The organism is Micromonospora sp. NPDC049274, assembly GCF_040678875.1.
Lineage (GTDB): Bacteria > Actinomycetota > Actinomycetes > Mycobacteriales > Micromonosporaceae > Micromonospora.
This window is the reverse complement of sequence record NZ_JBFAQS010000003.1, coordinates 64,335-77,996: the sequence shown is the minus strand read 5'-3', so window position 1 is coordinate 77,996 and position 13,662 is coordinate 64,335. Positions and strand designations below refer to the sequence as shown.

Sequence of the window (13,662 nt, the reverse complement as noted above, 5' to 3'; positions counted from 1 at the left end):
CAGGGGGCCCGTGCCGCGGGTCAGTGGGCGCCGGAACCGGTGAGGGCGCGCACCTCCAGCTCGGCGTACTTCGCCTCGTCGTTCTCCTTGGAGATGAGCGTTCCGATCCATCCGCAGAGGAAGCCGAACGGGATGGAGAGGATGCCCGGGTTGGACAGCGGGAACCACTGCCAGTCGTGCTTCGGGAACATCGAGGTCGCCGCGCCCGAGACCACCGGCGAGAAGAACACCAGCAGTACGGCCGAGAGCAGACCGCCGTAGATCGCCCACACCGCGCCGGAGGTGTTGAACCGCCGCCAGAACAGGCTGTAGAGGATCGCCGGCAGGTTGCCCGAGGCGGCGACCGCGAAGGCCAACGCCACGAGGAACGCCACGTTGAGGTTCTGCGCGTAGATCGACAACAGGATCGAGATCGCGCCGATCACCAGGGCGGAGATCCGGGCGACCCGCACCTCCTGGCGCTCCGACGTCTCCCCCCTCTTCAGGACGTTCGCGTAGAAGTCGTGCGCCAGGCTGGACGAGGAGGCCAGGGTCAACCCGGCGACCACCGCCAGGATGGTGGCGAAGGCGACCGCCGCGATGACCGCCAGCAGGGCCGCGCCTCCGAGGTCACCGCCGAAGAAGCTGATGCCGAGCGCCTCGGCCAGCTGTGGTGCTGCGGTGTTGCCGGCCTTGTCCTGCGCGGTGATCGCCTCGCTGCCCACCAGCGCCGCCGCACCGAAGCCGAGGGCCAGGGTGAGCAGGTAGAAGGTGCCGATGATGCCGATCGCCCAGAGCACGCTCTTGCGGGCCGCCTTGGCGGTCGGCACCGTGTAGAAGCGGATCAGGATGTGCGGCAGGCCCGCCGTGCCGAGCACCAGGGCGATGCCGAGCGAGAGCAGGTCCATCTTGTTGTAGAACGTCTGCGTGGCGTTCCCGGCGACCTCCACGCCGTAGCGCAGACCCGGACTCAGGACGGCGTCTCCCTTGCCGGAGCGGGCGGCAGCGGCGCCGAGCAGCTCCGACAGGTTGAAGTGGAACTTCGCCAGCACCAGGATGGTCATCAGCAGCGCGCCGGTCATCAGCAGGAACGCCTTGACGATCTGCACGTAGGTGGTGCCCTTCATGCCACCCACGGTCACGTAGATGATCATCAGGGCGCCGACCATGATGATGGTCGCCACCTTGGCGGTGCCCGCGTCCATGCCGAGGAAGGTCGTCCCCGGCTTGATGCCGAGCAGCAGCGCGACAAGCGCGCCGGCGCCCACCATCTGTGCCAGCAGGTAGAAGATCGACACTGTGATGGTGGAGACCGCCGCCGCCGTCCGCACCGGCCGCTGACGCATCCGGAAGGCCAGCACGTCGGCCATCGTGTACCGGCCGGAGTTGCGCAGCAGTTCCGCGACGAGCAGCAGCGCCACCAGCCAGGCGACCAGGAAGCCGATCGAGTAGAGGAAGCCGTCGTAGCCGTAGAGGGCGATGATGCCGGCGATGCCGAGGAACGAGGCGGCCGACATGTAGTCGCCGCCGATCGCCATGCCGTTCTGGAATCCGGAGAAGGACCGACCGCCCGCGTAGAAGTCGGTGGCCGTCTTGGTCTGCCGGCTGGCCCAGATGGTGATGGCCAGGGTCACCGCCACGAAGACCAGGAACAGCGTGATGGTCAGGTTGCGGGCGGTGTGGTTGCCTGCTTCAGCCGCGAGGACCGTGTTCATGGGTCACCTCCCCGATCTCGGCGCGGATCCGGTCAGCGACCGGGTCGATCTTCCGGTCCGCGTACCGGGCGTAGAGCCACGCGATCAGGAACGTGGAGACGAACTGGAGCAGGCCGAAGACCAGCGCGACATTGATGTTGCTGTCGAACAGCTTCGTGCCCATGAAGTCCCGGGCGTAGGCGCAGAGGATGACGTAGAGCGCGTACCACAGGAAGAACGCGACGGTCATCGGGAAGACGAAGCCGCGTAGCGCGCGCCGTAGCCCGGCGAACTCGTCCGACCGTTGCACGGCCAGGTACTTGTCCGGCTGGGAAGCGGTAGGCGTGGGTGTGTCCGTGGACATCTGTGGATCACCACCTTCACAGGCGTCGGGGGTAGTTCCGCGCACCGTAGAGAGCACGCTCCCCGACGGGGAAGGCCGAGATCGACGCCGGTCGTCGAGTGCGCCGAGCGGTTGACTGGCTGCGCCGAGTGACCCAGGTCACCCCGGTGACCGGTCGGGCCGGTCAGTCCGCTTCGCAGCCCGCCAGCCCCGTCAGCCCGGCAGCTCGTGGTAACGCCCCCGGTAGTGCAGCAGCGGCGTGGCCTCCTCGGCCAGGTCGACCGCCTCGATGGTGGCCTCCACGAGCAGACCCCAGCCGTACTCCCGGGCGGTGTCCAGCCGGCAGCCCACCCAGCCGCCGGCATCGGTCGGCACCGGACCGTAGGGGGTTTCGGTCCACGTGCCGCTGGCGAACAGCCCACCCGGCGCGGGAAAGAGGCCGGCGAACCGGTCGGCGAGCTGGCGGTGCGGCGGGCCGAGCGGCGCGACCGCGAACCGGCCCGCCTCCTCGACGGCGCCCCACAGATCGGACTCCGCGTCGATCAGCCCGAGCAGCCGGTCCGGCTCGCCCTCGGCGATCAGGGTGGACGACACGGTCAGGCCCGCCGGGCCGGGCGCCGTCCAGAGGGTCACCGGCGCGGCGAGCCGACCCCGCAGCCGGCGGACCGGCGACCGCTGCCCGGTCGGCACCGCGAACGGATCGGTGTGGTGGATCTCGGCACCCGGCTCATGATTCACGTGAAACATTGTGCCGCCCCGACCCCGCGCCCAACCCAGGAAGCGCTCGTGCAGGTCGGCGGGTCGCCCGTTGAGCCGGGCAAGCTGGTCGCCCGCCTCCGCCATCAGAGTGCCCAGGTAGAACAGCAGCGCGGTGCGGTCGTGCCGGTAGTCGGCGAGCAGCGCCAGCCGCGCCGGTTGGCACGGCCAGAGCGCGCCGCAGCCCCGACACCGCCACAGTGGCCGCATCGGCACGTGCGGCCGGCTCACCAGCGCTCCCCGGCGGCCGCAGGTCTGGCTGGCTGGCCCTCGCGCGGTTCGGCCGGCTGGCCCTCGCGCGGTTCGGCCGGCTGGCAATGCGCTGATGAGGGGTATGACTCCCAGTCATATTTATACCTCTGAGTCATACCGCTCGCTGTGGTGTCCGGCTCTCGCGAGCGACACGCCGCGACTCGGCCCGCGCGGGTCCGGCCGCCGTCCGTCGGCCTCGCGCTCATCACCGGTCGCCGCGCGCCCGCCCGGTCGCCGCACGCCCGGTCGTCACCGGGGGTCGAACCGGCCCGGCCTGGTCGCGGCACGGCCACCGCGGGCCGCTTCGCCCACGTCGGTGGCCCGCCCGGCACGGTCGTCGGCACCGCGGCCTTCCTCCTGCGGTACGACCACCGCGCCCCGATCCCGGCGCGGACGAACCCGACCATGAGCGATCCCTCCCAGTCGACGAGGGCCGCCCCGCTCGGGGGATGACCGGGGCGGCCCGACGCAGGACCGACCGCCGGGACGTCGCCTCCACCGGCCGGGCCGCGCGTCCTCCACCCTGGACTCCCGGCCCTGGGCAGGGGAGGATTCCAGGGCTTACTACGCAGCGCAGTCGCGTACTTACCGGGAAGGTAAGGATGAACATCGAGATGTGGGTACGGGCGTTGAAGGCCGCCCGCGCCGGTGCCGAGGTCTCCCAGGAAGCACTGGCGACTGTGATCAAGTGGAGTCCGTCCACGGTGGCAGCCATCGAGACCGGACGACGCCGGCCGACCATGGAGTTCGCCGTCGCCGCGGACGAAGCCCTCGCCACCGGCGGCCTCCTCACCGAACTCCTCAGGGCGGCTGACCAGGAACACGGCCCGTCCTGGTTCGCGCAGTGGCGCGAATACGAGCAGCGAGCCCTGCGCTTGCGCGCCTTCGAGGCGTGTCTGGTCCCCGGGCTGCTCCAGACCGAGGCGTATGCCAGTGCCGTCATCTCGGCGGGAGGGCTGCACGCGCCGAACATGGTCGACGAGCTTGTCGCGGTCCGGCTGGAGCGTCAGAAGCTGCTGGCCCGCGAGGTCCCGCCGCACTGCGTCTTCCTGCTGGACGAGACGGGCCTTCGTCGACCCGTGGGCGGTCCCGCCGTGCTCGATTCCCAACTCGGTCGACTGCAGGAGGTAGCGGCCCTGCCGTTCGTCCGGCTGCACGTCATTCCGCTTGCGGTGGGTGAGCACGTCGGCCTCGGCGGTGGCTTCGTGCTCGCCGATCTGCCGGACAGGGACAGGGCGCTTTACCTGGAGAATGCCGTTCGGGGACACGTCATGGACGACCCCGAGATGATCGCCTTGATCGATCGCAAGTGGGATAGCCTGCTCGGCGAAGCACTCTCCACCAGCGCCTCGCTGGATCTGATCCGGAAGCTGAAGGTGACGCAATGACGATGAGCGAGCCAGGCTGGCGCACGTCCACCCGGTCGACCGACTCCGGCGGCAACTGCGTCGAGGTGGCTGACAATCTGCCCGGCGTCGTGCTGGTGCGGGACAGCAAGGATCGCTCCGGTCCGACGCTCACCTTTGCTCCGGCCGCCTGGCGTGACTTCGTCGCAGAGGCCGCCCAGACCGCCCAGGGCCGAAACGCCGGTTAGCGACGCGGGGTGACCGTGGCCAGCAGTTCCGGCTGACGACGGTCGAGCACGTCGCCGGCCAGGTACGCGCCGAGCAACGCCGCGCCCAGCCCGTACGCGACACCGACCGGCAGCGCCAGCCACAGCCAGGCGTCACCGAGCAGCGCGGCGGCCAGCACCATCGGCACCGCGGCGACTGCCGTGGTGCCCATGGACAGCACGGTGAGCAGGCCCTTCGCCACGCCCGCGCCGCCGTTCATGGCGAACGGGTTGCTCGTCTCCGGCAGCGCGTACGCCGCGAGCACCGAGACGAAGCTGTTCACCGCCAGCCCGGCGCCGTAGGTGGCAGCCAGGCTGCCGGCGGTCAACCCGATCCAGCCCGGCCGACCGAGCAGCACCGACAGCAGCACCGCGACGAAGGCAAGCATCGGTAGGACGTACAGCGAAAATGCTGTCATCCGTGCGCGCAGCTCGACCCGCCCGGGAACACCGGCCACGACGTTCGCGGCGTAGGCGCTGCCGTCGAAGCCGAACTGGTTGGCCAGCGTGACCGAGGCGAGCACGCCGACGAAGATCATGGAGAGGGTGACAAGCGTCGGTGAGCTGTCGCCGGCACCCATGTTGAAGCCCTGCTCGTCCCCCGATGTGAAGCTCAAGCCGCCGTTGAACAGCACCGGAATGAAGATGCCCACCACCGCGATCGTGATCAGGTTGGCGCGGCGGCGGGCGTCCCGCCACCAGTAGCGGGCCTGCAGGGCGACAAGCGCGCCGAACCGGTCCCGCCGGGCCCAGTTGGCCGCCCGGGGAAACAGTTGGGCAACGGCCCCGCCGGTGACGCCGCGCTGCGCGGGGGCCTTGCCCCTGCTGGCCGTGCCCACCATCGCCGATTCCAGCGACCGGGACCACCAGGCCAGCAGGGCGACGACCGCCACCACCGTGATCAGCAGCTTCACCGGGGCGGCCCACACCCGTCCCTGCGCCACGTCGATGCCTGCCGTCCACGGTGCCCCGAACGGCGTCCACCCGATCACCGTCGCGACCCCGGTCAGCCGGGTCCAGTCCGTCTCGCGCAGCGCCGCCAGGCCGAAGACCTGCAACGGCCCGAGCAGCGCGGCGGCCACCGCCAGCAGCACGGCCGCCAGGTCCCGCACTCGGCGGGACCGCAGCATGCTGGCGAACGCGCTGGTAACGGCCCGGCTGGCGGCCACGCAGAGCAACAACCCGGCGAGTACGCCGACCACTGCCACCAGGCCGGCGGACCAACCGCCCAACGACCAGGCGGTCACCACCAAGCCCAGCACGGCGAGCGACGCCGCGAGCACCGGCACGCTTACCAGCGCGGCGGCGAACAGGCCGACGACAAGCGTGCGGCGCGGCAGCGGCAACAGCGCGAACCGGGCCGGGTCCAGTGTCTCGTCCACGCCGAAGAAGACCAGGGGCAGCAGCAGCCAGCCGAGCACCAGCAGGCCACCGCCGGCGGCCGCGACCAGCACCGCGTACCGGCCGTTGCCCGACATGCCGGGCGCGGCGAAGAGGAAGAAGCCGCTGGCCGCGAACCAGAGGCCGACCAGCGCGCCGCCGATGAACAGCGCGATCCGCCAGCCCTGGCCCCGGAAGTTGTTGCCCATCACCCGCAGCTTGAGCCGCACGAAGTGCCGGGCGGAGACCGTCCGCGCCGGGCCTGCGGGCGCGGCGGCGACGTTCACCGGGACAGCCATGACAGCTCGTCCCCGGTCGCGGTGCGCCCGCCGACCACCTCGACGAAGACCTGCTCCAGAGAACGGCCGCCCCGGACGTCGGCGATCGTGCCGACCCGCTTGATGGCGCCCTGGGCGAGGATCGCCACGTGCGAGCACAGGCGCTCCACGACCTCCATCACGTGACTGGAGAAGACCACCGTGCCGCCGCCGGCCGCGTACCGGGTCAGGATGTCGCGGATCAGTGCCGCCGACACCGGGTCGACCGCCTCGAACGGCTCGTCCAGCACCAGCACCCTTGGGCCGTGCAGCAACGCGCAGGCCAGGCCGATCTTCTTCTTCATGCCCGCCGAGTAGTCCACCACGAGCGTCCGGCCGGCGTCGCCGAGCGCCAACACGTCAAGCAGCTCCGCGGCCCGCTGGTCGACCACCGCCGGGTCCATGCCCCGCAACAACCCGTGGTACGCCAGCAGCTCCGCGCCGGTCAACCGGTCGAACAGGCGTACCCCGTCGGGCATCACGCCGAGCAGCCGTTTGGCCGCCACCGGATCGCGCCAGACGTCCTGGCCGAGCACCCACGCCGAGCCGGCATCCGGTCGCAACAGCCCGACCGCCATCGACAGGGTGGTGGTCTTGCCGGCGCCGTTCGGGCCGAGCAGACCGTAGAAGGAGCCGGCAGGTACGTCCAGATCGACGCCGGCCACCGCGATCGTGCCGTCGAACCGCTTCGCGAGGCCACGCAGCGCGAGCGCGGGGTGCTCACCAGTCATGGACCGAACGTTATCCGCCGCCCGCCAGTTCCGCCCTCCGGCAACGGACGGACGCGCGATCATCCTGAAGTCGTACTTCGTCGCACTACCGCGACTTCTGAAGTAGTGTTGATGTCGTGTCGATGCCCCTGGAATCCGTGCCGTTCTCGGAGCTGCTGCGTCAGCCCGCCGAGACGGCCGAGCGGCTCTCCCGCGCTCGCGCGGTGCGACTACGACGCCGCGACGCCGCTGATCTCGTGCTGATGTCTGCCGACCGGGCGGCCGCCGAGGGTGAGGTGGTGGACCTGACGGCACGGCTGCTGGCCAGCGTCGTTCGCCGGGATCCGACCCTGGTGCGCGAGGCGCTACCGACCGTGCTGCCGTGGGTGCGGTTCCTGCCACCCGAAGACCGCGAGCAGATGGCCAACGAATTCGTTTCGACGGCAGAGGCGGCTGCGGCGGTCGGAAATACCGCTGCGGTGTCGCAGTTGCTCACCGAGTGGCGGCACACCGCCGAGATCCATGCCGACCCCGACCTGCACCGGGTCCTGGCCGCACCCAGTTCCGACGACTTCGGGGCGGTGCCCCGCCCGACCGCCGAGTGAGCGCCAAGCGCGGCGACCGGGCAGCGCCGCCACCCCGCCCTGGTAACTACATCCTCCGATTCGCGACGAACGATGCGGCCAAAGGCTGGGAGGAACTGTGCCGGCAGGCCGCGGCCAACACCCGCGCCGCGTTCGAAGCCATCGAATCCGACCCCTGCCCCTCCCCACCGACCAGCAGGCAACACCCCCTCAAAGGTTCCCTCGCCAACGCCGCGCACAACGGCAAGACGCTGCCGCAGTGGCAGTACGAGGTCACTGCAGGCGGTCGCGTCTGGTATCTCCCCGACCACGACACCCGCACCTGCTGGATCAAACACGCCGGCACGGGTCACCCCCGGGCGACCGACTGATCCACAAGCAGTCAGAGCCCTGGTAGGGGTGCCGGACGGCGCTGGCTCAGAGGCGTAGCGCTTCGGGGGTGTGCAGGCGCAGCATGATGGCGGCGACGTCGGCCGGCGCCCGGCGACGGGTGGCCATGGACACGGCGACCATCACCGTGAAGGCAAGGGGCACCGTCCAGGCGGCAGGCTGCGCGATGAGCGTGGCCGGCCAGCCGGACAGCGGAGGGCCGAGCACCGTCACCAGCACCGCGCCGATCGCCGCCCCGCCGCCGGCCAGCACACCGGCGGCGGCACCCAGGTCGGTCAGCCCGCGCCACCAGATGCCGAGCACCAGCAGCGGGCAGAAGCTCGACGCGGCGACCGCGAAGGCCAACCCGACCACCTGTGAGACGTCCAACCCGGAGACGTGCAGGGCCAGCACCGTCGGCACACCCCCGGCGATGAGGGTGGCCAGCCGGAAGCCGCGTACCGAGCCCCGGCCGAGCACATCCGTCGAGATGACCCCGGCGACGCTGGTCAGCAGCCCCGACGAGGTGGAGAGGAAGGCCGCGAACGCTCCCGCCGCGACAAGCGCGGCGAGCAGCCGCCCGACCAGCCCGTCACCCAGGGCCGCACCGGGCAGCAGCACCACCACCGCGTCGGTCTGCCCGCTGACGAGCAGTTGCGGTGTGTAGATCCGGCCCAACACCCCGTACAGGGTGGGCAGCAGGTAGAAGACACCGACAAGGGCCAGCACCACAAGTGTCGTCCGGCGCGCCGCCGCGCCGTCGGGATTGGTGTAGAAGCGGACCAGCACGTGCGGCAGGCCCATCGTGCCGAGGAACGTGGCCAGGATCAGCGAGTACGTCCCGAACAGCCCCCGATCGTCGTCGCCGGCCGCGCTGGGCAGCAACCAGTCCCCCGCGTCGGTCGCCACCCCGGACACTTCCGGCACCGGGTCACCGGCCGCGAAGGACAGCTCGTCGCCGGGGCGTACCTCTCGGATGTCGCCGTCGGGCAGGGTGAGTGTCGCGCGGTGCTCGACCACGACTGTGGTCGCGGCCCGGAACGTCGGCCCGTCGGGCGGCGTCACCGCCGGGCGGCCGTCGGCCTGCCACTGCAACGCCAGGAAGATCACCGGTACGGCGAGAGCCGTCAACTTGAGCCAGTACTGGAACGCCTGGACGAAGGTGATCGCCCGCATCCCGCCGAGCGCCACGTTCGCGGTGACCACCGCCGCCACCAGAAGGGCACCCACGGGGTACGGGGAGCCGGCCACCGTGGCCAGCGTGAGCCCGGCGCCCTGCAACTGCGGCACCAGATAGAGCCAGCCGATGAAGATCACAAAAGCCGTGGCGAGGATGCGCAGGCGGCGGGACCCCAGCCGCAGCTCGCAGAAGTCGGGCAGCGTGAACGCGCCGGACCGGCGCAGCGGCGCGGCCACGAACAGCAGCAGGGCCAGGTAGCCGGCGGCGAATCCGACCGGATACCAGAGGACGTCCACGCCGTACTTGAGGACCAGGCCGGCGATGCCGAGGAAGCTCGCGGCCGACAGGTACTCCCCGCCGATGGCCGCGGCGTTCCAGGTCGGACTGATCGCCCGGGACGCCACCAGGAAGTCGGACGTGGTCCGGGCGAGTCGCAGTCCGTAGAAGCCGATCCCGACGGTGACCAGGGTGACCGCGACGATGGCCGGAACCACCCAGTCGTTGCCCACGTCAGCGCTCCGGCCGCTGCACCAGGTCGGTGAAGTCCTGCTCGTTGCGCTCGGCCAGCCGCACGTACGCCCAGCCCACCGCGATCAGGAACGGGAACGAGACCAGTCCGAGCAGCAGCCAGGGCAGGTTGACGCCGGCCACTGTGGTCCGACCGAGCGACGGTGCGATGGCGAACAACCAGGGCAGCCCGCCCAGCCCGATGACGACCACCAGCGACAGCCGCAACGCCAACGCGAGCTGCGCCCGGACCAGGCCGCGGACCAGCGCCTCGCCGACCTGGGTCTGCTGGGCCAGCTCGGCGCGGGTCCGCTCGGAGCGGGTGTCCCGCCGGGTGATGTCGGCCAACACGATCCGGGCCCGCCGGGGCGGCGGCACCGCAGCGCCCGACCCCACGTCAGACAGTTGCTCGGCCACCCCGGCAGTCTTGCCCGCCCAGCGCGATTGTCAAGCGTTCCCGCTCACCAGCGCACCTGCGCGACGCAGTCCGTCGTGCTGCTGGTCACCCGGGTCTCGCGCAGGACCGACCAGGCGCGTTCCCGGCCCAGGTTCATCGCCCAGAAGCCGTCCTCGGGCAGCTCGAAGGCGATCTCCCGTAGCGCGCACGTCCGCATGGGCTCGGGCAGCCGGGCCAGGGCCGGTACGGCGTCGGCCGACAGCCCGGAAAGGTAGGTGATGTCGAGGCGGCCGCTGTCGAGGTACCTGTCGACGTTCCGGTCCGCGATCAGCCGGTCCGGGTTGACCACTGCCAACCCCAGCAGCGCCAGCACCGCGGTGCCGATCACCAGTCGGGGCAGCCAGTCGGCCCGGAGCCGCGCCACGGCCACGCCGACCAGGACGAAGAGCACTCCGAGCGACAGCTCGACGGTCGCCACGAAGAGCCGCAGGCGCGTCGCCCCGTACGCGTCGGCGTAGACCTGCATGCGGTACAGCGAGGAGGCGACGACGACCAGGCTGAGTGCCGTGAGCACACCGAGCAGCGCCCGGACCAGCAACCGGTCGGCCCGGGTGGCCTTCGGCGCCCGGCGGGCCGCCACCGCGATCACCAGCAGAGTGAGCGCGGTGACGGCGAGCAATTGCCAGAACCCGCCCCGGGCGTACTCGGCGTAGGTGAGCCCGGCCGTGCGCAACACGTGCCCCGCGCCGCCGAAGAACACGGTCAACTGCACCAGCACGAAGGCGGCGAACAGGGCGTCGAGCAGCACCAGCGGCAGGGCCCACTCCAACCGGTGCACCGGTCGGCCCGGCTTCGCCCGCAGGCTGTCCAGATCGGGCGGCCGGGTGATCAGGTACGCGCCGCCGAGCAGGCCCAGACCGATCAGTCCCAGGCGTGTCGACCAGCCGACCACACCGTTCGGCGAGATGTCCGGCAGGAGACCCGCCAGGAGGTCGGCGAAGACCGCGTCGGCGGAGGCAAACAGCAGGCCGAACAGCGTCAGCAGACCGACCGAGATCGCGAGGCTGGTCACGATCCGCCCGATCCGGGGACCGGACGAGCGGGTGCGGTGCAGCCCGCGTACCGCCCAGGGGAGCGCTCGGACCGTCGCGGCCGGCGGCAGCGTCGCGGCCAGCAGCATCCCGAGCGGGGTCCGCCCACCGGTCACCGCGAGCGTCGCGGTGACCGCGGCGGCGAGCAGGCAGAGGACGAAGAGCCACCCTGCGGCCCGGACCGTGCCGACGGCGACCAGCGCGACGGTAGCGGCAGCCCAGACGACCTGGGCCGCTCGCCCCGGTGCCCCCGTGGCACCGGGACGAACGGTGGTCGCGGCCTCTGGCGGAGCCGGCGCAGCGGTCGGGGTCGGCGCGGCGGGTGCGGTGCGTTCGGTCAGGTCAGTCGCGGGGGACGACGTGCCGGACCGGACGACACCGGCGGTGGCGAGCGCTGCGGTGGCCGCCAGCGCGGCGACCAGCCAGCCCAGTCCGGGACGGACCACCGACAGCGCCGAGGCGCCGACGACCGCCGCCGCGCTCAGCACGCCCAGGAGCAGCGGATGAGGGCTGCCGGTGGGCCCCGGCCAGCGCTGCGCAAGTAGCGACGGGGGCCGAGGTGGTACGGACTGGGACGGCCACGGGTGCGGCTGGCCGGCCGTCGGCGGGAGCGTCGGGCCGGGACCGGGCCGGGGCTGACCGACCTGGCCGGACAGGGTGGGCTGCGGTCCGGCCGGTCCCGTCGCCGGTGCGGACATGCTGCCAGGGCTGGTCATGCGGCCTCTTCTCGGTGTGGCCCGTTACTCGGGATGGTGACCCGGATACGGCAACCGGGCTGGGAGTTCCTCGCAGCTGCGACCGGGTCGAGGACCCCGATCCGACCGCCGTGGAGTTCGACGACCCAGCGGGCGATGGCCAGGCCCAGGCCGGTACCACCACCGGCCGCCCGCTCGCCGCGGGTGAACCGCTCGAACACCCGGGAACGCTCGGCAGTCGGGATGCCCTGACCCTCGTCGCTCACCTCGAAGCGGAGTTCGCCGCCGTGTTCCTCGGCGCTCAGCCGGACCGTGCCGCCTGGTGGACTGTGCCGCGCCGCGTTGTCCAGCAGGTTCGCGAACACCTGGTGCAGCCGCCACGGGTCCGCGCGTACGGTCAGCGGTGCCGCCAGGTCACGGAGCTGGAAGTCCACGTCCAGCCCCGCCCCGGCGGCGCTGGCGGTGGCATGCTCGACCACCTCGTCCAGGAAGTCCGCGACGTCGATGCGGACCCGACGCAGCGGCACCACCCCGGCGTCGAGACGGGACAGGTCGAGCAGGTCGGCGACGAGATGCCCGAGCCGTTCGGTCTGGGACAGCGCCGCGCGCAGGGCCGCGGGCTCCGGCTCGGCCACCCCGTCCACCATGTTCTCCAGTACGCCCTGCAACGCGGTGATCGGCGTCCGCAGTTCGTGGGAGACGTTGGCGATCAGTTCGCGTCGGCGCTGGTCCGCCGCGTGCAGATCCTCGGCCATCTTGTTGAACGCCTGGGCCAGCTCACCCACCTCGTCGCGGGAGGTGGCGCGTACCCGACGGGTGTAGTCGCCGCGGGCCATCGCCCCGGCGGCCGCCGTCATCTCGCGCAGCGGTGAGGTCATCCCGTGGGCGAGCACCTGCGAGGTGACAAGCGCGATGCAGATGACGGTGATCGCCGTGCCTGGCGGGAGCCAACCGATGCCGTACCAGAAGTAGCCGATGGCCACGGCCCAGGAGGCGACCAGCAGGACGCCGAGCTTCATCTTGATCGAGCGAACGGGGTCCAGCGGGCGGGGCAGCACCCGGTCCAGCCAGTCCACCAGTCGGTGGGTGGTCACGCGGATACCTCCAGGGCGTACCCGACGCCGTGCACGGTCCGAATGAGATCGGCGCCGAGCTTGCGTCGCAGGGCCTTGACGTGGCTGTCCACGGTGCGGGTGCCGGTGCCCTCGGGCCAGCCCCAGACGTCGGCGAGCAGCCGCTCCCGGGGCAGCACCGTGCGGGGCCGTCCGGCGAGGTGGATCAGGAGGTCGAACTCGGTAGGAGTGAGGTGCACGTCGGCGCCGGAGCGCCGAACCCGCCGCTCGGCCTCGTTGATCTCGATGTCGCCGAGGCGGATGGCGGGTGGCGCGGGGGTCGGGGCCCGTTCCATCCGGCGCAGCAGCACGTGTACGCGGGCGGCCAGCTCCCGCATCGAGAAGGGCTTGGTGAGGTAGTCGTCCGCGCCGACGGCGAGCCCGACCAGCAGATCGGTCTCGTCGTCACGGGCCGTGAGCATCAGCACCGGCACCGGCCGGACCGCCTGGATCCGCCGGCACACCTCCAGGCCGTCGAAGCCGGGCAGCATCACATCGAGGACGACGAGGTCCGGTTGTCCGGTCCGGAATCGCTCGACCGCGCTGGGGCCGTCCGTGGCGATCTCCACGGCGAAACCTTCGGCGCGGAGTCGGGCGGCGACCGACTCGGCGATGGTGCGTTCGTCCTCGACGACCAGGACCCGGCGTTCCTTCATGGGGTCTGACTGTAGGGAGCCACCGTGG

At 71.6% G+C, this 13,662-nt stretch carries 14 protein-coding genes; 4 read left to right on the top strand and 10 right to left on the bottom strand.

Annotated elements, in window-relative coordinates; genetic code table 11:
- Positions 1 to 20: 20 nt before the first annotated feature.
- The 3 genes from AB0K10_RS06750 to AB0K10_RS06740 form a co-directional block, all read right to left on the bottom strand.
- The gene (locus tag AB0K10_RS06750) at positions 21 to 1,694 is read right to left on the bottom strand and encodes a cation acetate symporter (protein WP_363680676.1); all 1,674 of its coding nucleotides are present in this window, start codon (positions 1,692 to 1,694) and stop codon (positions 21 to 23) included.
- Positions 1,672 to 2,037, bottom strand: coding sequence for a DUF485 domain-containing protein (locus AB0K10_RS06745; RefSeq protein WP_363680674.1), 366 nt, complete (start codon positions 2,035 to 2,037; stop codon positions 1,672 to 1,674). Before AB0K10_RS06745 ends, AB0K10_RS06750 begins: the two co-directional genes overlap by 23 nt.
- Positions 2,038 to 2,229: 192 nt before the next feature.
- Positions 2,230 to 2,982, bottom strand: a complete 753-nt coding sequence (locus tag AB0K10_RS06740; protein ID WP_363681402.1) for a flavin reductase family protein — start codon at positions 2,980 to 2,982, stop codon at positions 2,230 to 2,232.
- Between the two features lie 644 nt (positions 2,983 to 3,626).
- Here AB0K10_RS06740 and AB0K10_RS06735 point away from each other — a divergent pair.
- Both AB0K10_RS06735 and AB0K10_RS06730 read left to right on the top strand, forming a co-directional pair.
- Complete coding sequence (locus AB0K10_RS06735) at positions 3,627 to 4,412, top strand: helix-turn-helix transcriptional regulator (protein ID WP_363680672.1); 786 nt, start codon at positions 3,627 to 3,629, stop codon at positions 4,410 to 4,412.
- Positions 4,409 to 4,618, top strand: a complete 210-nt coding sequence (locus tag AB0K10_RS06730) for a DUF397 domain-containing protein (protein ID WP_363680670.1) — start codon at positions 4,409 to 4,411, stop codon at positions 4,616 to 4,618. The genes AB0K10_RS06735 and AB0K10_RS06730 overlap by 4 nt, the downstream gene beginning before the upstream one ends.
- Here the strand turns inward: AB0K10_RS06730 and AB0K10_RS06725 are convergent.
- Together AB0K10_RS06725 and AB0K10_RS06720 are read right to left on the bottom strand one after the other, a co-directional pair.
- A complete protein-coding gene (locus AB0K10_RS06725; protein WP_363680668.1) occupies positions 4,615 to 6,315 on the bottom strand; it encodes an ABC transporter permease in 1,701 nt (566 codons plus the stop codon). The genes AB0K10_RS06730 and AB0K10_RS06725 overlap by 4 nt on opposite strands.
- On the bottom strand, positions 6,300 to 7,064 hold the full coding sequence (locus AB0K10_RS06720; RefSeq protein ID WP_363680666.1) for an ABC transporter ATP-binding protein: 765 nt from the start codon (positions 7,062 to 7,064) through the stop codon (positions 6,300 to 6,302). The genes AB0K10_RS06725 and AB0K10_RS06720 overlap by 16 nt, the downstream gene beginning before the upstream one ends.
- 122 nt (positions 7,065 to 7,186) lie before the next feature.
- Here AB0K10_RS06720 and AB0K10_RS06715 point away from each other — a divergent pair, with 122 nt between their 5' ends.
- Positions 7,187 to 7,648 carry a hypothetical protein gene (locus AB0K10_RS06715; RefSeq protein WP_363681400.1) on the top strand — a complete coding sequence of 154 codons (462 nt, stop codon included), beginning with the start codon at positions 7,187 to 7,189 and terminating at the stop codon, positions 7,646 to 7,648.
- Positions 7,645 to 7,998 carry a hypothetical protein gene (locus AB0K10_RS06710; protein WP_363680664.1) on the top strand — a complete coding sequence of 118 codons (354 nt, stop codon included), beginning with the start codon at positions 7,645 to 7,647 and terminating at the stop codon, positions 7,996 to 7,998. Before AB0K10_RS06715 ends, AB0K10_RS06710 begins: the two co-directional genes overlap by 4 nt.
- 46 nt (positions 7,999 to 8,044) lie before the next feature.
- Here AB0K10_RS06710 and AB0K10_RS06705 read toward each other — a convergent pair whose 3' ends face one another.
- The 5 genes from AB0K10_RS06705 to AB0K10_RS06685 form a co-directional block, all read right to left on the bottom strand.
- Positions 8,045 to 9,685 carry a cation acetate symporter gene (locus AB0K10_RS06705; protein WP_363680662.1) on the bottom strand — a complete coding sequence of 547 codons (1,641 nt, stop codon included), beginning with the start codon at positions 9,683 to 9,685 and terminating at the stop codon, positions 8,045 to 8,047.
- 1 nt (position 9,686) lies between these two features.
- Entirely contained in the window at positions 9,687 to 10,061 is a 375-nt protein-coding gene (locus tag AB0K10_RS06700) for a hypothetical protein (protein WP_363681398.1), read from the bottom strand.
- Between the two features lie 83 nt (positions 10,062 to 10,144).
- Positions 10,145 to 11,887 (bottom strand): DUF4173 domain-containing protein, encoded by a 1,743-nt coding sequence (locus AB0K10_RS06695; RefSeq protein WP_363680660.1) that lies wholly within the window; start codon positions 11,885 to 11,887, stop codon positions 10,145 to 10,147.
- Positions 11,884 to 12,960 (bottom strand): HAMP domain-containing sensor histidine kinase, encoded by a 1,077-nt coding sequence (locus AB0K10_RS06690; protein WP_363680658.1) that lies wholly within the window; start codon positions 12,958 to 12,960, stop codon positions 11,884 to 11,886. Before AB0K10_RS06690 ends, AB0K10_RS06695 begins: the two co-directional genes overlap by 4 nt.
- On the bottom strand, positions 12,957 to 13,634 hold the full coding sequence (locus tag AB0K10_RS06685; RefSeq protein ID WP_363680656.1) for a response regulator transcription factor: 678 nt from the start codon (positions 13,632 to 13,634) through the stop codon (positions 12,957 to 12,959). Before AB0K10_RS06685 ends, AB0K10_RS06690 begins: the two co-directional genes overlap by 4 nt.
- Positions 13,635 to 13,662 lie beyond the last annotated feature (28 nt).

Bases quoted from the DNA above. Each gene is read 5' to 3' on its own strand.
- AB0K10_RS06695 (WP_363680660.1), bottom strand. From the start codon at position 11,887: ATGACCAGCCCTGGCAGCATGTCCGCACCGGCGACGGGACCGGCCGGA.
- AB0K10_RS06730 (WP_363680670.1), top strand. From the start codon at position 4,409: ATGACGATGAGCGAGCCAGGCTGGCGCACGTCCACCCGGTCGACCGAC.
- AB0K10_RS06750 (WP_363680676.1), bottom strand. From the start codon at position 1,694: ATGAACACGGTCCTCGCGGCTGAAGCAGGCAACCACACCGCCCGCAAC.
- AB0K10_RS06685 (WP_363680656.1), bottom strand. From the start codon at position 13,634: ATGAAGGAACGCCGGGTCCTGGTCGTCGAGGACGAACGCACCATCGCC.
- AB0K10_RS06735 (WP_363680672.1), top strand. From the start codon at position 3,627: ATGAACATCGAGATGTGGGTACGGGCGTTGAAGGCCGCCCGCGCCGGT.
- AB0K10_RS06715 (WP_363681400.1), top strand. From the start codon at position 7,187: ATGCCCCTGGAATCCGTGCCGTTCTCGGAGCTGCTGCGTCAGCCCGCC.
- AB0K10_RS06725 (WP_363680668.1), bottom strand. From the start codon at position 6,315: ATGGCTGTCCCGGTGAACGTCGCCGCCGCGCCCGCAGGCCCGGCGCGG.
- AB0K10_RS06745 (WP_363680674.1), bottom strand. From the start codon at position 2,037: ATGTCCACGGACACACCCACGCCTACCGCTTCCCAGCCGGACAAGTAC.
- AB0K10_RS06720 (WP_363680666.1), bottom strand. From the start codon at position 7,064: ATGACTGGTGAGCACCCCGCGCTCGCGCTGCGTGGCCTCGCGAAGCGG.
- AB0K10_RS06740 (WP_363681402.1), bottom strand. From the start codon at position 2,982: ATGCGGCCACTGTGGCGGTGTCGGGGCTGCGGCGCGCTCTGGCCGTGC.